The organism is Polyangium mundeleinium, from assembly GCF_028369105.1.
GTDB classification, from domain to species: Bacteria; Myxococcota_A; Polyangia; order Polyangiales; family Polyangiaceae; genus Polyangium; species Polyangium mundeleinium.
Genome location: NZ_JAQNDO010000001.1, coordinates 9,536,792 through 9,555,826 on the forward strand (window position 1 = coordinate 9,536,792; position 19,035 = coordinate 9,555,826).

At 66.6% G+C, this 19,035-nt stretch carries 10 protein-coding genes; 4 read left to right on the plus strand and 6 right to left on the minus strand.

Annotation, left to right across the window (positions count from 1 at the left end):
* Positions 1-51: 51 nt before the first annotated feature.
* Positions 52-7,155, minus strand: coding sequence for a SpvB/TcaC N-terminal domain-containing protein (locus POL67_RS37655; RefSeq protein ID WP_271925478.1), 7,104 nt, complete (start codon positions 7,153-7,155; stop codon positions 52-54).
* Positions 7,156-8,115: 960 nt separating this feature from the next.
* A complete protein-coding gene (locus tag POL67_RS37660; protein WP_271925479.1) occupies positions 8,116-9,501 on the minus strand; it encodes a hypothetical protein in 1,386 nt (461 codons plus the stop codon).
* 260 nt (positions 9,502-9,761) lie between these two features.
* Between POL67_RS37660 and POL67_RS37665 the strand changes: the two genes are divergently transcribed.
* Positions 9,762-10,349: a hypothetical protein gene (locus tag POL67_RS37665; RefSeq protein WP_271925480.1), complete on the plus strand. Its 588-nt coding sequence runs from the start codon at positions 9,762-9,764 to the stop codon at positions 10,347-10,349.
* 25 nt (positions 10,350-10,374) lie between these two features.
* Here the strand turns inward: POL67_RS37665 and POL67_RS37670 are convergent, their stop codons facing one another.
* From POL67_RS37670 to POL67_RS53900, 3 genes are all read right to left on the minus strand, one after another.
* Entirely contained in the window at positions 10,375-11,451 is a 1,077-nt protein-coding gene (locus POL67_RS37670) for a tyrosine/phenylalanine carboxypeptidase domain-containing protein (RefSeq protein WP_271925481.1), read from the minus strand.
* Between the two features lie 32 nt (positions 11,452-11,483).
* The gene (locus POL67_RS37675) at positions 11,484-12,809 is read right to left on the minus strand and encodes a PhoH family protein (protein ID WP_271925482.1); all 1,326 of its coding nucleotides are present in this window, start codon (positions 12,807-12,809) and stop codon (positions 11,484-11,486) included.
* 176 nt (positions 12,810-12,985) lie between these two features.
* Positions 12,986-13,969: an aminopeptidase gene (locus POL67_RS53900; RefSeq protein WP_271925483.1), complete on the minus strand. Its 984-nt coding sequence runs from the start codon at positions 13,967-13,969 to the stop codon at positions 12,986-12,988.
* On the opposite strand from POL67_RS53900, the gene POL67_RS37685 reads away from it, so the two are divergent.
* Complete coding sequence (locus tag POL67_RS37685; RefSeq protein ID WP_271925484.1) at positions 13,905-14,555, plus strand: hypothetical protein; 651 nt, start codon at positions 13,905-13,907, stop codon at positions 14,553-14,555. The two genes, POL67_RS53900 and POL67_RS37685, sit on opposite strands and share 65 nt — an antisense overlap.
* 110 nt (positions 14,556-14,665) lie before the next feature.
* Here the strand turns inward: POL67_RS37685 and POL67_RS37690 are convergent, their stop codons facing one another.
* The gene (locus POL67_RS37690) at positions 14,666-16,027 is read right to left on the minus strand and encodes a sigma-54-dependent transcriptional regulator (RefSeq protein WP_271925485.1); all 1,362 of its coding nucleotides are present in this window, start codon (positions 16,025-16,027) and stop codon (positions 14,666-14,668) included.
* 181 nt (positions 16,028-16,208) lie between these two features.
* Here POL67_RS37690 and POL67_RS37695 point away from each other — a divergent pair, with 181 nt between their 5' ends.
* Positions 16,209-17,882 (plus strand): aminotransferase class I/II-fold pyridoxal phosphate-dependent enzyme, encoded by a 1,674-nt coding sequence (locus POL67_RS37695; RefSeq protein WP_271925487.1) that lies wholly within the window; start codon positions 16,209-16,211, stop codon positions 17,880-17,882.
* A gap of 228 nt (positions 17,883-18,110) precedes the next feature.
* Complete coding sequence (locus POL67_RS37700) at positions 18,111-18,953, plus strand: hypothetical protein (protein ID WP_271925488.1); 843 nt, start codon at positions 18,111-18,113, stop codon at positions 18,951-18,953.
* Positions 18,954-19,035 lie beyond the last annotated feature (82 nt).

Consider the following 19,035-nt stretch of genomic DNA (forward strand, 5'->3'; position numbering starts at 1 on the left):
CGGAACCGGAAGGCGCCGGGTTCGCTCGGCGCGAATTTACGCTCGAATTAATTAATACGTGGTCCTCATGATCACGCCCATCCCCTCAATCCTAAGACGCTGCAATTCACGGTCGACCTCCTCCCATTTCTTCACGTCCTCGAGGGTCAGCGGCTTGACCTTCCCGACCGACTCGAGCTCGGTACTGTCTTCTCGCGCCATTGCAATGTCGTACCACTGGCTGCCTCCCACGCCCGAACTGGGTCTGTCCGCCCTCGACCTGTTCGCCTCTTCGAGACCCAAGGCGAAGAAAACCTCTTTCTGAAAAGAATATGCTTTATCAGCGAAGACTGCGGCGGTTATACCCAAGAGGTTCGCCTTCGACGGCACTTTCGGCGCCGGAGATTCTGCCCAACGCGTGTCCTTGTCGTTCGCCGAGATGGCCCCCGGATCCGACCACATGTACGGCCCAACCGTGCCATAAAAGAAACGCTGGGCATCACGAAGAATGAGGCTCCGAGAGTGTTTTTCGCTCTCTTGGCGCGCGCGAGTCTCCCGCTCCAGCCCGTCGCGATAGGTTTCAACGCCGGTGTTTCCGCTCCTCTCTGCCCGAACGAGGAAGTGATTGATGGCCGCGATGACCTTCTCCTTGTGTTCGTCGGAATTGGGATTGTTGGCCACCTCGTCGGTTGGATCGCTGGGAATGTCCTCGTTCGCGACGAGGTCTGCGATCTCGTCACGTTCGGGATCGGTGGTATTGGCGTCGGATGTCGTCTCTACATTGGGTTTGGGCGCCGGATGCGGGAGCACCTTGCTGCCCTCCGTCCGTACATACCAGCCCTGGGCGCTGCTCTTCTTGGCGTTGTCCCGCCACTCGACGGTTCCTTGGCCCCAGACCTTCTCCAGCCGTGCCTTCTCTTCGTCGGTGTGGCGATTGCCCAGGTAGGTCTCCGTCGGCTCGTGTCCCTGTGGGTCCACCAACCTGACCGGATTCCCTGCCACATACGCGAATAGGTTGATCCCACCCTTGATCCCTATTGGATCCGCACTCATCCACCTCCCGAGCCACGACGCATAATACCTCGCCCCGTGGTAATACAGTCCCGTCTCCTCGTCCCGCTCCTTGCCTGTGTACCTGTACCGCTTAGCGCTCACCTCGACGGTATCGTCCACGGCACGGTACGCGCTCGTCCCATAGGGGTGATACTCCTCGTAGCTGATGACGAGCCCACTCTCATCGAGCTCCAGCGCGGCGGACCCGAGATGATTCCCAAGTTGATACCGGACCCGCGACGTCACCACGAGGTTCGGATCGGACGCGTCTACCGTCTTGGTCTCCACCATCGCAATCCGACGCGCATCGTCCATCACGTGGAGCGTCTCCCGCTCCAGCACGACATTCCCGAGCTCGTGCCTACGGTAGACCTCGAACCCACCGAGGTAGATCCGCTCCTCGACAATCCCACTATGCTCCCAGACCTTCCGGACCCGCTGCCCGCCGGCGTTATACGTGAAGTAGACTGTCCCCCCGCCGCCCTTGTCGACCTCGCGCTTCTGGTCCTTGAAGTCCCACACGATGCCGTCGAGATGCGGCATCGACGTCATGCTCCCGTGCTCGTCGTACGTATACGTCGCCGAAAATTGCCCCAGCGCATCCCCCGGCAAGCTCGTCCCGAGCAACCGATTGCTCGTCGGCGCGATCTGGTACCGCCGCGTCCAGCTTCCCGTGCCGCCCTGCGCGGCATGAATCATCTTCAAGATGTTGCCGACCGCGTCGTACTCGAAGCTCTCCGCGTAGTTCCGCATCGCCTGCGGATCATTCGGGTTCGCCGCACTCACCAGCGGAAACCCATTCGCATCCTGCTGGATATCCGCATTCTGCCCCGAGTGCTCCCGCCCCGTCGCCTCGATCAGCCGGTAGATCGCGTCGTACTCGTACTCCCAGACCGGCTCGACCAGCTCGCTGTTGTGGTAGAGCTCCTCCTGCGCCAGGTCGGCAATCTCGACGATGTTGCCTACCGGATCGTACGTGTACCGCAGATCCTGCAGGAGCGTATCATCCGACGTCCGCGTCGTCTCGAGCCGCGTCAGCCGATAGGTCAGCGGATCGTAGCTATACTCCGTGACCACCCCGTTTCCGTAAACGATCTTCTCCCGCTGCCCTTTCACATCGTAATCGATGTCATCAACGAACGTCGTCCAGGTGCTCGCGCCCCGGATCCGTACCTCCACCGCCTCGAGCAGACTCGCCTCGTTGTACGTCGGCTTGATCTCGCTCTGGTCCGGCGTCGTCATGCTCGTCGGCCGATTCAGCGCATCGTACGCCGTCGTCTGCGTGAACACCTCCGTCTCGAGCGTCACCGTGCCCGACCAATCGAGCTGCGTCGCATAATTCTGCGCGAGTTGCCGCTGGCTCTCCAGCAAATTCCCCTTGAAGTCATACTCGACCGAGGTAACCACCCCGGCCCCATCCTTCACCTGATACACCTTCCCACGCAGATTCGCGTCCTCCGGATCCGTCTGCCCCTCCCCATACACCGTCACCTCGGCGAGCACCTCCGGATCCGACCCCTTCTGCACCCAAAGCCCCGTCCGCCGATTCAGCGCATCATAGACCGAGCGCACCACATGCCCTCGGCCATCCCACCCCCGAATCGGGTTCCCGAGCACATTCGCCAGCGTCCACCGCTCTCCAGAATCGCAGCTCTTCTGGTACAGCGTCCGCCCGAGCATGTCGAAGACATACTCCATCGCCGTATTCCCACGAGCATCGACAATCGCCCGCGGATTCCCTTCGATATCGAGCACCGCCTTCGTCGTATACACCCCTGCGGTCTTGTTGTCCTCGACCCCGCGCACCGGCCTGCCCAGCACGTCGAAATGCACCAGCGCCGGCGTCTCCGCATGCTCCTCGGTCAGCTCCGCCTCCCGCTGCTCCTGCGCGGAAGCCGTCGGCGTCGCGCTCGGCTGCCTCGCGGCATACCAGGGATTGCCCGTTTCGAGCACCGTATCGTTCCCGTCCCAGCTCGCCTGCTCCCAGGGCGTGAACGTCACCCGCGAATGCGTCCCGTTCGGCAGGTCCGTTCGGATGAGCCGGCCGAGCGCGTCGTAACGCAGGATCGGCGTCACGCCCCACTCGACCAGCTCCTGTTCATCCTCGTATTCGTGGGTGGCCGTGAAGAACGGCTCGTACTGCTTGACGGGATTGCCCTTGTTGTCAATGACCACGCGCCCCGTGCCCACCCATCGCGGCGAGGCGGTGGCCAACACTACCGCGCCGTTCTCGTCCTTGACAAGCCCCCCGTTCTCGTCCCGCACGGGCGCCGGACCGGGCTCGGCCTGCACCTTCTTCAGAATCTCACGCCCGAGTCCATCGAGGTACGTGTAGCTGTGCTGCCACGGCGTCAGCGCATCCCCGTGCCGCTCGCGCGCGGCCGCATGCACGACGTTGGGTTTGCCCGTCGTGCGCCATGCGTCGAGATTGTGCTCGAACGTCGTGGTGGGCTCCTCCAGCAGTGTGTCCCCGTCGCTCGAGCCGACCTTGCCCATCACGGCCGTCGCCACGACCATCCCTAGCTCGTCGAGCTTCACAGCGCTGCGATTGCCATTCGGGTCGGTAACGAGCGTGGGCCCTAGGACACGATAATCGTTTATCGCGGTGACGATATTGCCGAGCGGATCCTCGGCAGACATCACGAGCAAGCCGTGGGTGTCGTACGTGAGGGTCGTGGAATTGCTGAGCGGATCCAGGATCTCGACCGGCAAGTAGAACTTGTCCGGATCGAACACCTGGCGGCCAGTTCGCACCCAATAGTCGTCGTTCTCTTCGATGTACCCGCCCCCGGTGAGCATGGTCGAGGTCACGCGCGTGTCATAAGCCGCGGTGAGGAGCCCTGACGTGAATGCGAGCGCATACGTCTCGTAGGGCAACGCGAGCGCGTCGATGGTGCCGAAAGGCAGCGCTGCGGGGGAAGACCCGGACAGCGTCGTGCTGTCGTAATAGACCTGCCGCACCCGCTCGACCAGGCGCTTTTGCATTGCGGTGCCGTTGGGCGTCTCCTCGTAGGAGATCGCGCCGGCGGCGTTCACATCGATGAGCACGTCGTCGAACAAAAACAACGTGCTCCGTGTCGTGGAGAGCCCCGTGAGCTCGTACGTTCGCGTCTCCTTGGGCACTCCGAGGCGGAACCAGCTCGCCTCCCCATCCTCGTTGACGACGTCGCTCTCAGTCAGGGTAGCCAAAAGCCCCTGTTCGGGCATGCCCTCCGGAATGCTCCGCCGCGCGTACGCGATGCTCACCGAGCGCTCCACGTGGCCGAACGGATCGACATCGAGCGCCAGCGTATGCACCACGCGCGGATCGTCCGGGTCACGCTCGTAATCAACCTCGACAGACTCACGAGCGTACGCGAAGAACGACCCATACGCCTTCGCAGTCGAAGACTGCACCCGCACGATGGCAGGGCAAACCTCCGTCACCACATATGGATGCAATTCTGCCTCGGAGCCATCGAACGCGTAGACCTCCGTGCGGAGGATTTGCCCCTTGAGCGCCCGACACGCCTCGCGGAGATCCCTCGGCGACAACCCCGCCTCCAGCACGGCGTCGGGCAACTCCGGCCTCAGCTCGTCACCTGCGTAATACTCGTTCTCGAACTGCTTCGCGATCCGACTTCTGTCGAGGAACGCGCCCGTATGAAACCACGTCTTCGTGAGCACCGGCGGCAGATGGAACTCCTCCTCCGTCGGAGCCTCCGCGAAGAGCCCCTTCCCGCGCTCGGCCGAAAAGGACTCCGCGTCGAATTGCTCTACCAAGCCAAACCCCCGGAACTCTCGCTCGGCCCCGTCGTAATACCCGTGATGATATTTGTACGTACTGACGAACCGCGCCTTGCTGATCGCGTCGAACGTCTCCACGCGCGTGAGCACGTGCACGGGAAACGACAGCCTCGTCACCCACGGCTTTCCAGCCTTCAGGTCCTCCAGGTAAAACCTCGTCGAGGGCGCATACTCGAGCTTCGTCTCAGCCCCGAGGTTGTTCTTGACCGACGTGAGAAGGTACGGCTTCTTGCTGCCCAAAAGATCGATATACCGCATCGGCGGCTTCGCCACACCCCGCCACGGTGACAACCACACGATACACGCCGTACCGGACCCGAGCAGATCGACCACGCCCACGGTGGACAAGGAATCGGCCGTCGGGAACCCCGGCATTCGCACCGGCTCGCTCCAGCCATTCCCCGCCTGGTTGAACACGATGACCGCCCCTTCACCGGCCACGTACACGATGTCCGTGGTCCCCGTCCCGTCGATATCCCCGAGGCGAATCCGGCGCGGATCGAACGTGTGCGAATCATCCAACTGCGGCGCCTTGCTCATCTGCACCTTGGCGCCGAACCTCCCCCGCCCGAGGTTCGGCCAGTAGCAAATGCTCCCATTGCGGACGCGCACGATATCAGGCAAACCGTCCCCGCTCATGTCCGCCACGAAGATCGCCTGCGTCATGTCCGCGAACACGAGCGTCGGGGCCTTGTCCTCGTCGTAGACCTTCGGCAACACCCGCGGCGGGCCCCACCCGCCCTTGCCGAGCGACGGATACCAGAGCTGCACGTGATCCGTCGTGACCAGGATGTCGTCGAGTCCATCGCCCGAAAGGTCGATGAATCGAACCCGCGGATCATTCCAGTTGACATTCGGCTGCGCAGGGAACGGCACGAAGGGCCCCCAGCCGCCTTCCGGCGTGCGCTCGTGATAGCCGGACGTGCCTTCCGACGTGAGCTCCACGAGGCATTGACGGCCTTCACTCCCGACATCGAGGAGCTGCGCGCCGCCGCTCGATGCCATGGCCGGCCGGCTCGCGAGCAGGCGCGCGGGCGCGAGGTGCCCATCGCCGAGGTTTCGCTTGTAGTAGAACGCTCCCTGCTGCTCGCATAACACGCCGGGAATACCCTCGCCGTCAAGGTCCACCCAGCGCGCGGTCTGTCCATCCACGCCGCCGGGCAGATCTTCGAGGCTGCGGGGATCGAGCGATTTGACGGCAGTCTGGAGCGCGGGCAGCGAATAACCGAATTCGAGCGGCGGAAGCGACTTCTTCGAGGAGCCGCTCTCCGTCTTGATGTATCCTGACTGCGTGACCGACACGAGCCGGGCGAGAGCGGGCCCCTCGGCATACGTGAAATCGGTGGAGCGCACGAGCACGGGATCCTCGCCGAGCTCGGGGAAGTGGTGGAACATCAAGGCCCGCCGGCAGAGGCGGTACGTGCGGATCTCGAAGGTCGAGCGATAGCTCGAAAAAGGATCCTGCCGGCAAGGCCAGGTCGTCTCCTCCGCGGGCGTCGGCGCCGTGGCGCCGTGCTCGCCGTAATCGAACACGATCTCGAAAAGGAACGCCTCCGCCTCGAAGGGCACCGTATTCCCGTATCGGATCCTCTTCAGGTAGCGGTTGACGACCGGCGCCTCCCCCGAGCGCCGTTGTCTCTCGTAGATGGCATTCGGCACATTCGTGAGATCCTCGGCTTTGTAGTCGTAAACGATGACGTTTCCTCGCGCATCCTCGGTGCGTTCGAGCAGCCAGGAATAGACCTTGGTCGACGCCCACGGGCTCACGATCCGAGCCGCCGCGGACTGGCCGTAGATGCTCGTTACGTTGTCCTTGGTCGTGGCTCTCCAGGAAACGTTTCCGGTCGCCTTCTCCTTGACACGCTCGATCCGCGCGAAGATACCTTCGACCCGAGGACGGTACCGCTCGACGCGCTCGTCCTCGTTCTCGAACGTGTCGCGCACCCATTCGCCATCTTCGTTCTTGTCGAGCTTCGGCACGAGGTCTTCCGCGCCCGACAGGATGAACACGTCGGATTCACGGGCGTCTTCGTACTCGGGCAAGCCACGCTCGGTCTTGCGCGAGATCGAGGGCACGGAGAGCCGGAAACCCACACCAAAGGGCCCATTCCCGCCGCCGGAATCATAGGCCACCGACAGCTCGGGCCCGAACCCTCCGCGGCCCGGGGATACTGCAATTGGGACCGTGAGGGCTCCCGTGCCGCTCACCAAGCTCGTCGCGAACTTTTCCCCGAGCCCTCGAACCGCGCCGCCTCCCTTCGGAAGCGACGGGCTCGGGGCCTTGACCGCCTCGGGCGCGGTCGTTTTGGGCTTGGGTGCAAAGCCTTTCTGCTCCATGGCGTGCCCTCACTCCTTCCTCTTCCGGGAAGCGGCCGTTGTGCTGCATGGTAAGCGCATGCCAGCCAGGCGCCTTCCCGTGATGCTGGCGCCCTTTGAACAGCATGGAACCACGCGCCCTCATTCGTGGACGCTATGCCTCGTCTGGTCGATTGTGATTCGCAGATAGGTATCCCTCCGTCCACAGAAATGACCCGGGACGGAGTCGTTCTGGAGGATATGTGGGGACGATGTGGTCCGCTTGTCGCCTGACAGGAGCAGCGCTGGACGACAAATCGGCCCTTATCGAGGTGGCGTGCGGGAATCGGGGCCGAGTTGCATGGACGATCGGACGTGAAACGTCCGATCGTCCATGTCATTGAGACATCATTTCGCAAGTCAAGGCATTCGAGGCGCCAGAAAGCGGCCAGCCGCGGCAAGAAGGCCGCTGCAAGGCCAAGCGCCTCTTCCTCGTTCCTCTGGACTCCGATCACGGGCTCGCCGACTCCGATGTCAAAGAGGGGGGACTCCGATCACGGGCTCGCCGACTCCGATGTCAAAGAGGGGGGACTCCGATCACGGGCTCGCCGACTCCGATGTCGAAGAGGGGGGACTCCGATCACGGGCTCGCCGACTCCGATGTCGAAGGGCGAGGACTCCGATCACGGGCTCGCCGACTCCGATGTCGAAGGGCGAGGACTCCGATCACGGGCTCGCCGACTCCGATGTCGAAGGGGGGGGACTCCGATCACGGGCTCGCCGACTCCGATGTCGAAGAGGGGGGACTCCGATCACGGGCTCGCCGACTCCGATGTCAAAGAGGGGGGACTCCGATCACGGGCAGCCTGGGAACACGGACCCCGCGGCGCCGCGTGATGTTCTGCGGGTTGAGGGGCACTTGCAGCAGCCTGCGTCGTCGTGCCGGCGGACAGGATCGTCGGCTTGCAGGTCTGAGCCGTCCGCGCGCCTTGGACCCGATGCTCAGGGCGCGAACGCGACCACGAACGTCTCGTAGTAGCCCGAGGCCTCGGTCGGCCCGTGCCCGAAGTCCACGACGCCGACCGCCGTCCCCGCGACGTACACGCGCCCTTGCCCGTCCACCGCGACCCGCTGCCCCGATTGCTGCTCCATGCCGCCGAAGCGCCGCGCGAAGACCGGATTCCTCTCGGCGTCGAGCTCCGCCACGAACACATCCCCCAGGTACTCGTCCTCGTTCGACGCGAGGCTCGCCTCGCCGAACGACATGCGCCCGATCATCTCCCCCGTGAGGATCACGCCCCCGCCGGCCGTCACCGCGAGCCCTTGCCCACGATCGTAGCCTTCGCCCCCGTAGAGGAAGCTCCGCCGGTGATTCGAGGCCGCGTCGAGCTCCAGGAGATACGTATTGGCATCGAATTCGCTCTCCACGGGCAAGACACCCCCGCCGAAATCGACGTTTCCCCCGGCCTCCCCCGTCAGGACGAGCCCTCCGTCACCCGTGAACGCGACGCTTCGCACCGTAGGGTCGAACTCCGCGACGCCCACCCTCCGGGCCCATATGGGATTGCCATCGAAATCGTACGCCACAACGAACCCTTCATACCCCACCGTCGCGAGCTCGATGCCCGGGCCCACGTCGAGCGAGGACGCCCCAGAATTCCCCACCACCGCGATGGTATCGCCCTGCACCGCGATATCCTCCACGCTCACGAATCCATTCCCACCCCGGAGCACCTGCACCCACGAAGGCGTGCCCTTCGCGTCGAGCCGTATCACGAATACGCCGAAGAGATAGTCCTGCGGATTCCCAATGCCGAGATCCGTCGCGCCCGACAACTGTCCCGCGACGATCGCGCCGCCGTCCGGCATCGCGGCGATCGCCATCGCCCGCTGCGATCCCCCGCCGCCGAACGCCTGCGCCCACACCACCTTCCCCGCCGGATCGAGCTTCGCCACGAAGGCGTCGTCGATCCCGTCGTACGGGAGCGTGATGCCGTCGAGATCAAACGAAAAGGTGAACGCGCCCGCGATGAACGCCGACCCGTCCGGCAAGACCGCGACGTCGTTCGACATCTCCGCGAATCCGTCGCCGAACGAGCGGCTGTAGACGTGCTTTCCTTCCCCGTCGTACCGCGCGACGTACGCTTGATAGTTGTTCCCCGGGGCCGGCAGCATACCTCCGCCGAGGTCCACGTCCCCGTAATGGCGCCCCGCCACGACCACGCCGCCCGATTCGACCCCGGCGAGCCCCACCGGCTCGACGTTGCTCGCGCGCCCGAACCGGTGCGCCCATAACGTGACCCCGGACGGGGTCTCCGCGACCTCGCTGCCACACCCCACGAAAACCGCCGACAGCCCCACGAACCCGAGCAAGCGAAGGATGGACACGCGTCACCTCATTTCACGAAAAGGATAAGCCCTTCCGTGACGCTAGCAGATCCGATATGCCCGGGTCACGCGGCGCCCGCGTTGGAAGGCTGCAAAAGGCGCCCCCCGCGGAGGACGTCGAGGCGCCAAGTGTGTGCCAGTCCGCGCCACAAACCGAGCCATTCGACGGGCAGAGGGCCCCGTTCTGCGGATCGCGGCGCATATCATGCGTGGCACGACGGTTGCCTGCCATTCCCGCTATGCGAGACGTTCTACGGCGGATGGCTTCTCTCTGGGGCGCGAGCCTCGTGCTCGTCGCGGGGTGCATTCCTGTCGATGTGGTGGGCGGGGGCGACGAACCCACGACGAGCGACGGTGTCGGAGGTATGGGTGGAGGAGGCGCCGGCGGCACGGGCGCTGGCGGTACTGGGGCTGGCGGTACGGGCGCTGGCGGCACGGGCGCTGGCGGCACGGGCGCGGGTGGTGGGAGCAGTTGTCCGGCATTCGAACCCAGCGCGGATTGTGATCCGCTCGGCCACTACACGGTCGTCGAGACAGGGCCGGTGGATGGGTGGATCCCTGATGAGACCATTGGTCCGTTCGAAATCGTCGTCACGGACGACTGTGGGACGCCGAAGGCCGAAGGCTACAAATCGAAGTTCCTCCCAGCCACCTGCACACTCCAAGGTGTGAAGGAGATCTCCAATGACTGCTACGAGATTGATGGTCAATCCTTTTGCACGTATGTCGATCGAGCTTTCGAGTTGAGCTTCGCCTCGGTGCCGGCGACGGGGACCGTGACGCTCTCGTGCTCGGGCGAATGCGGCTTCATGGGAACGGCACCTGCCGAGGCCGTCAAGAAGCCCTGACCCGACGTCACCGGGTAGGTCCGGGTCACGTCCCCGAACGAGACGCAAATGGCCGGAGCACGGCTGCGGCGTCCACCGATACGCGCCCCGCGCCGAGCACCCCGTCGAGCGCCGGATCCACCGCGAGCGCCGCCTCCACGCGGAGCAGCGCCGGCAAATACACGACCTCGCGCCCGAGCCCGCCCCCGCGATACACCCGCGCCGTGATCCGGAGCGCGTCCGGCAAGCTCGCCCCGTACGAGAGCAACAGCCGCGCCGCCTCCACGAAATCGGCCCCCGCTTCGAGCTTTCGGGCCGCCACGTGCCGGAACGCGAGCTCATACCGCCGCCCGCCCACGAGCGCCCCCGCGCGCCGCTCGAGCCAAAGCGCGCGCCCTTCCTGATCATCCGCGCCGTTTTGCGTCCCGATCACGAAAATCCCGAGCGACATCCCCGCCGCCCGGCACCGCGGCAGCACGTGCCCCTCGATCTCGTGGAGCACCGTCCGCTCCACGTCGGCCCGTGTCATGGCCCGCCCCGCCGCGACCTGCACGACCCCCTCGCCCGTCGCCGCGAGCGACGAGAGATCCCGCACCACGACCACCCGAAACGGCAGCCGCCGCGCCCCGATCTCCGCGCGCATCCGCACGAGCAGCGACCCTTCCTCCGCCTCGTCGTCGCTGCGAAGGGGCGCCTCCTCCTCCGACGCCGACGCGCGTGGAGGCGGCTCTGAAAGCCAGCGCCGCGCGAGGTCGTCCGCCGCGTCGTCATAAAGGTCGCGCCGGCCAAACCTTTTCCGCGCCGCGGCCCATAACCCTTTCGTCCCGACGGCCGAGCAAACCGTCGCCTCCGCCGCGATCTCCCGGGCCCGCCCCGCGTACACCATGCCGAGCGGCCCCTCGTTGTCCAGGAACGCCGCGAGCTCCCCGAGCGCGCGCACGAGGCCCTCGTGATCGGGCGCCGGCTCGTGCGAAAACCGCGGCAGCTCGTGATCACCCCGCGCCCACGCGCGGCCCAGCCGGTCGAGCTCCGCCCGCAGGTTCGTCGGCGTCGTGCACATGATCATGCGCACGCGCGCGGCCGCCTGCACGAGCGCGCTCCCCGCGTCCGAGATCCAAGGCAACGAGAGAGGGACAGACGCGCGCGACACAGCCCCTACAGCAGGTTCGCCGCGAGCTCCGCGAGCTCGCTGCGCTCGCCCTTCGCCAGCACGACGTGCCCGGCGATCTGCTCTTGCTTGAACCTATCCGCCACCACGCTGAGCCCGTTCGACGCGTGATCCACGTACGGGTTGTCGATCTGCTGCGGATCGCCCGTCAGGATGATCTTCGTCCCCTCGCCCGCGCGCGTGATGATCGTCTTCACCTCGTGCGGCGTGAGGTTCTGCGCCTCGTCCACGATGAGGTATTGATGCGGCAAACTCCGGCCGCGGATGTACGTGAGCGGCTCGACCTGCACGATCCCGCTCTCCAGGAGCTGCACGAACCCGCGCCCGTCCGCGTTCTTGCCGCGCGCCGCGCCGCTCGTGAACAGGAACTCGAGGTTGTCGAAGATCGGCTGCATCCACGGGTTCAGCTTCTCGTCGACGTCGCCCGGCAAGAACCCGAGGTCCCGGCCGAGCGGCATCACCGGGCGGCTCACGAGCATCCGCGAGTAAACGCCGTCCTCCACCGTCCGCTTGAGCCCCGCCGCCAGCGCCAGCAGCGTCTTGCCCGTGCCCGCCTTGCCGATCAGCGTCACCAGCCGGATCGTGTCGTCGAGCAAGAGATCCAGCGCATACGCCTGCTCCTTGTTGCGCGGTCGCACGCCCATCACCCCGTCGCGCGGCGTGCGCAGCGACACGACCTGCCCCTTCGAAGCGTCGTACCGCCCGAGCGCCGTGTGCGTCGTGCTCGCCGCGTCCCGCAGGAGCACGCCCACGTTCGGGTAGAGCGCCGAGGGGTGGGGTGCCGCGACGAACCCGTTCTGGAAAAACAGGTCCACGTCGGTCCCCGGCACCTCGACCTCGAGCACCGACAGCTCATTCTCGGTATCGGGCGCGCTCTGGCTCTCGTACGTCTCCGACGTCATCCCCAGCGCGTCCGCTCGGATGCGCAGGTTCGTGTCCATCGTGACGAAGATCGTCGGCTTGCCCTTGTCCTTGTCGCGGACGTCGATCGCCACCTGCAGGATCGCGAGGTCCTGCGACTTCGAATCGAGCCCCACGAGCGCATTCGGCCGCCGCTCCGGGATCGCGATGCGGAGCGAGCCCCCACGATCGAGCGGCACGCCCACGGAGAGCGCGCCCGCGGAGCTACGCAGGCCGTCGAGCAGCCGCGCGATCGTGCGCGCGTTGCGCCCCCGCTCGCTGCCTTCCCGCTTGAACTGATCGATCTCCTCGATCGCGTAGATCGGGATGATCAGGTCGTTGTCCTCGAACTTGAAGATCGCGTGCGGGTCGTGGAGGAGGACGTTGGCGTCGAGGACGTAGTTTTTCCTCATGGCTGAGCTTCTTCGACCCGTTGCAACTGGGGTTTGGGGCGTAGCTCGGCTCGTCCGAGCGCAGCCCCAATCGTTGTTGAGGCTTGGGGCGTAGCTCGGCTTGTCCGAGCGCAGCCCCAATCGTTGTCAGGAATGACGGCCAAGCGGCGTAGCCCCCGTCGGGGAAGTGCGCAAGGCTATACCAATCGCACGTACCGCCCGTGGCGAATGAGCGGCTCGCCGTCCAGGTCGACGTCCGTGTCGGACGCGGCGAACGAGAGCTGGCCGTGCGACGTCCAGAGCGCGCCCGTCCGCGCCGCGAAGTTCTCTCCGAGCGCGAGGTGCACGCCCGGCATGTTCTCGTCGTGGATGAGCTCGCCGAGCGGCGCCGCGATCCCGATGTTCGCCCCCAAAGAGAGCAGACCCACCCGATCGTGGCCCATCGCTTCGCCGATGAATTTCTCGACGTACGCTTTCACCGCGGCGTCCCGGCATTCCACGCGTTGCACCCGCCCGCCGTCGAACGTGAGCCGGATCGGCCGGCTCGAGAGCGAGCCGAGCCGCGAGCCGTACCCGCCGCCCATCGACGCGTCGACCACGTACGTGCCCGTCACCTGCGCGGGCGACGTCACGAGCGCGCCGTACGGCACGTTGAGCCACTGGCCCGAGCGGATCGTGCTGCCGTTCGCGAACCAGCGCAGGTTCGGCGCCATCTCCACTTCGAGCGACGTCCCCACCTGCGAGCGCACCTGGATCTTCGAATGCGGCCTCACCGCATCGCGCAGCGCCCCGATGAGGTCGAAGACCCGCGTGGAGCTCGCCAGCATGCTGTTCACGAACGCGCGCCGGCTCGTCCCCACGATGTGCACGTGCCGCGCGCGGTTCGCCGTGGCCAACGTGACGAACGCATGCCGCGCGTCGTACTCCCCCTCCTCGTACGTCGCGGCAAACAAGGTCACGTCTGCGCCCGGCAGCGCCGCGAGCACTTCCTGCGGACAACGCCCCCAGGGCCGCAGCGCCACCGCCTCCGCGTCGATCCGCTCCACGCGCGCCCGCCGCTCCAGCGCCACCTGCTCGAACGCGCGCGCCACGGGCTCGTTCTGCCGGTCGTGCACGATGAGCAGCCGCTCGTTCGTCTCCAGCGCGACGAGCTCGTCGAGCACCCGCGCCGCCGGCGTCACGAGCCCCGGATCCACCGCCGGCCGCGCCGAGAGGAGCGATTGTCCGCGGGGCGCCCCCGGCGGCCGCGACGTCGAGTGCGCCATCGACGAGGGCGGCGGCGACGTGGGCGGCGGCGGGATCGTCGAGATCGCCCGCGGCCCTTGCGGCGACGACGCCGGGAGCGGCGTGCGGCGCGGCTGCGTCGACGGGGCCCATGAGCGTGGCGCGGTCGAGGGCGGCGGCGGCGTCGCGGCGCGGGAAAACCCCACGGGTGACGGCGGCAGCGGCGTCGAGCGCCCGTGCGCTGACGCCGGCATCGGCGGCGGCGGCACGGAGGCCGGGCTCGCCGGACGCGCGGCCGGCGGAGGCGGCGTCGGCGTCGGCCCGCGCTGCGGGGGCGGCGAGAAAAACCGCTTGCCGCTCGCCACCGACGCGGGTTTGTCGTCCGGGTTCGTCGCCGGGGCCGTGGGCTCCCGCGCGGCTTTGGGCTCGCTGTTCGGAGGAAGCTCGGAAAACGCTCGCCGCGACGACCCGCGCCCCGGCGAAGGCGGCGTCGGTCCCGTTGCGCCGGGCGGACCCTTCATGGTCGTCACCCTCGAAAGCTAACCAATTTTTCGCGACGTGTCAGGGCCTGTGTCGGTCCGCTGACGCTTTCAATCCCATGGCACAAAACCGCCGCTTCGACGCGTAGGTCGGTTCGCGCCCGAGCGCGGAGCTCACAGATCGATCCGGTAGTCTTTGATCTTGTAGAGCAGCGCGCGGTGGCTGATCTCCAGCACCTCGGCGGCGCGCGTGCGGTTGCCCTTCGTCTTCTGCAGCGCGCGGCGGATGAGGATCTCCTCGATGACGCGCGCGGTCTTCTTGATCGAGAGCTCCCCGCTCGTCAGGTGGAGCTGGATCGGATCACGCGCCTCGCGGATGCGCTCGGGCAAGTCGTCGGCCTCGATGCTGTCCTTCTCGGCGAGCACCATGGCCCGCTCGATGGTGTTTTCGAGCTCGCGCACGTTGCCGGGCCAGCCGTACTCGAGGAGCAGGCGCCGCGCCTCGGGCGAGAGCGCGCGGATGTTCGTCCCGAAGCGCGCGTTGTTGCGGTTCATGAAATGCTCGACGAGCAGCGGCACGTCCTCGCGCCGCTCGCGGAGCGGCGGGATCCCGATCGGCAGGACGTTGATCCGATAAAAGAGATCCTCCCGGAACCGGCCGGCTTGCGTCTCGGCGTGCAGGTCGCGGTGCGTCGCGGCGATGATCCGCACGTCGACCTTGATGTCCTTCGAGTCGCCGAGTTTCCGGATCGTCTCCTCCTGCAGCACGCGGAGCAGCTTCACCTGGAGCGAGAGGGGCAGCTCGCCGATCTCGTCGAGCAGGAGCGTGCCGTGGTTCGCCTGTTCGAAGAGACCGACGCGGTCGGTGGTCGCGTCCGTGAAGGCGCCGCGCCGGTAGCCGAAGAGCTCACTCTCGAGCAGGCTCTCGGGGATCGCCCCGCAGTTCACCGCGACGAACGGCCCGCCGCGCCGCGAGCTCCGCCGGTGGAGGGCCCGCGCCACGAGCTCCTTGCCCACGCCGCTCTCGCCCATCACGAGCACCGTGGTCTTGTAGTCGGCGATCTTGGAGATCGTCTTGAAGATCGCCTGCATGCTCGCGCTCTTCGCGAGGATCTCCTCGAACGTGCTCTCGCGCAGGATCTCCTGCTTGAGCGCGCGGTTTTCCCGGCGCAGCGCCTCCCGCTCCTCGGCCTTGCGCAGCGTGAGCAAGAGCTCCTCGGCCTTGAACGGCTTCTGGATGTAGTCGTACGCGCCGGCCTTCATCGCCTCGAGGGCGAGGTCGACGTTGCCGTACGCGCTCATCACGATGACCGTCGCGGGATCGCCCTTCGCCTTCAGCGTCGCGAGCAGATCGAGCCCTCCGAGCCGGGGCATCCGCACGTCCGTGAGGATGAAGTCCGGGCCGAAAGATTCGAGGAGCGCGAGCGCCTCCTCGACCCCAGGCGCCACCTCCACCTCGTAGCCGTCGCGCTTCAGAAAGGAGCGAACGACGACCCGCAAGTTCTCTTCATCGTCGACGACCAAGACTCGACGCATGGATCCTCGCAAACTTTTCTACACGGTTCGTGGCTACCCTGCAACGGTTGCACTGGGGGCGCGATTGACAGGGGCTTCCACGAGCCGTATCCCCCGGGTCGCACGTCAGCCATCGTTTGGGGGCTTCGCTCGGCAAGCCGAGCTGCACCCCCAAACCCCCGCGGGGGCCGAGGATCCTTTCATGAGCGTGATCGATCGACTGGGAAAGAAGCTCTCGTCCTCCAGCGCCGTGATGCGCCTCATCAGCAACGACCGCGTGATGCAGGTGGCGACGGGCCTCATGGACGCGCGAGGCCGGCTCGAAGCGGCCGCCGAGCGCGCCTCCGAGGCCTGGAGCATCCTCCTCAACGGCCACGCGCTGCCCACGATCGATCCGGCCCTCGACGGCGGCGACGACGTCGTCGGCGCGGCCGCGAAGAGCCCCGCGCGCGCAGCGAAGTCCGCCGCAGCCCCGACGAACGGCGCCGCGACGAACGGCGCCGCCACGCATGCTCCGACGAACGGCGCCGCGACGAACGGCGCCGCCGCGCATGCTCCGACGAACGGGGAAGCGGCGAGCTCCGAGGCGCCGAAGCCCGCGGGCCCCGGGAGCGCGGCGGAGGAAAAACTCGCCCAGCAGATGGCGTCGCGCACCTCGCTCTCGCGCATCGGCGGCCGGGACGTCTTCGAGAAGTGTTACAAGTTCATGACCGCGGACAACGCCCGCGCCATGGGCGTCTACCCGTTCTTCCGCCCGCTCGACTTCAACAACGGGCCGGAAGCGCAGCTCGAAGGCCGCCAGGTCATCATGCTCGGCTCGAACAACTACCTCGGGCTGACCACGCACCCCAAGGTCCGCGAAGCCGCGAAGCAAGCGATCGACAAGTACGGCACGAGCATGACCGGCTCGCGCCTGGTGAACGGCTCGATGCGCCTGCACAACGAGCTCGAAGAGAAGCTCGCGGCCTACCACGGCAAGGAAGCCGGGCTCGTGTTCACCACGGGCTACCAGGTCAACATCGCCACGATCAGCGCGCTGCTCTCCAACAAGAAGAGCGTCGCCGTCATCGACAAGGACGACCACGCCTCCATCTACGACGGCGTCCGCCTCGGCCAGGCCGCCGGCGCGCGCATGGTGCGCTACCGGCACAACGATCCCGAGGCCCTCGACCAGGCCCTCTCCGAGCTCGACACGAGCGAAGGCGCGCTCGTCATCACGGACGGCGTCTTCAGCGCGCAGGGCGAAATCGCGAACCTGCCGGGCATCGCCGCGGTGGTGAAGAAGCACAAGGCGCGGCTCCTCGTGGACGACGCGCACGCGCTCGGCGTGATCGGGCCCGGCGGCCGCGGCACGGCCGCCCATTTCGGCGTCGCGGACCAGGTCGACCTCATCGGCGGGACATTCTCGAAATCGCTCGCCTCGATCGGCGGCTGGCTCGTCGGCGAACGCAAGGTGCTCGATTACATCCAGCACTTTGCCTATAGCTTCCTCTTCGCCGCGAGCGCCGCGCCCCCGAGCGTGGCCGCCGCGATGGCCGCGCTCGAGGTGATGCAGGCGGAGCCCGAGCGGCAGGACAAGCTGCGCGAGAACTTCACGTACATGCGGAACGAGCTGCGCCGCCTCGGCTTCGAGCTCGGCAAGACCGAGACGGCCGTGATCCCGATTTACATCCGCGACGACCTGCGCACCGTGATGATGTGGAAGACGCTGCTCGACGAGCACTCGATCTACGTGAACCCATTCATCACGCCCGGCGTCCCCCCGAAGCAGCAAGTCCTGCGCACGAGCTACATGGCGACGCACGAGCGCCATCACCTCGATCGCGCCCTCGAAGCATTCGAAAAAGTCGGTAAAAAGTTCGGCGTCATTTCTTGACGCCACGTTTCCCCGAAGAGCGTCCGCCGTCTCCCGTGGACGCTCCCGCGACTCCCTCCACGTGAACGTATGCACACCGGGCCGCGTGGCCCGGCGTTCACAGCTCCTCGCGAAGCCGCGCCCCAAGCAACGTAAGACGGTGGCACGGTGCGTGTTAAGCACTCGCGTGGTACGAATAAGCAGGCGCCCGCGCGCTCGTTGCGGCGCGTCCGTCGCTGGAGGGTTGTCATGTTCTTGCGTCCATCCTTCGCCAAGCTCCTCGCCCCGAGCGCCTTCTTCCTCCTCCTCGCCGTGAGCGGCACCGGCTGCGGCGGTTGCTCCGACGCCGACTCGACCGTCGTGTGCGACGCGCGTGGGGAAAACTGCATGATCTGCGACGGCTACGGCTGTCATCCCGCCGAGCCGAACGTGGGCCAGGGCGGCGGCGGCGGCCAAGGTGGCCAGGGCGGCCAGGGCGGCGGCGAACCCGCGTGTGACCCGAACGTGACCACCTGCGCCTGCGACGCCGACAGCGATTGCCCCTCCGGCACCCTCTGCCTGGACGGCCTCTGCCTCGTCGGCTGCAACCACAGCTACGAATGCGGCCCCGGCAAGGTCTGCGCGAACGGCCAGTGCGAGGTCGGCTGCGACGACAAGAGCCCGTGCGAAACCGGATACATCTGCGACAAGGGCATCTGCGTCGCCGACCCCGTGACCGCGTGCGGCCCGCAGAAACCCTGCCCGAGCGGCGAGGCCTGCATCGACGGCATCTGCGAGCCCGGCTGCACGACGCACGCCGATTGCCCGGCCGGCGAGATCTGCGACAGCACGGCCGGCGGCTGCATCCCCGATCCCTCCCCCATCCCCGGCTGCGGCCCCGGCAAGGATCCCTGCCCCGGCGCGGCCCAGTGCGGCGCGGATGGCTACTGCCATTACCCCTGCGCCAACCTCAACGCCTGCAAGCTCATCGACAACCGCTTCGTCGCCTGCGATCAGGGCATCTGCAAGACGAACGAAGAGGTCAACCCCGAGTGCGACCTCGATACCCCCTGCCCGGCCGGCAAGGATTGCATCTCGAACGAATGCCTGTGACCGTCGATTGACGGAGAGGCCCCCAAACGAGCGCGGGGAGCGCGCCGGCTTTCGCCGACCGCTCCCCGCGTTCATTTCAGAC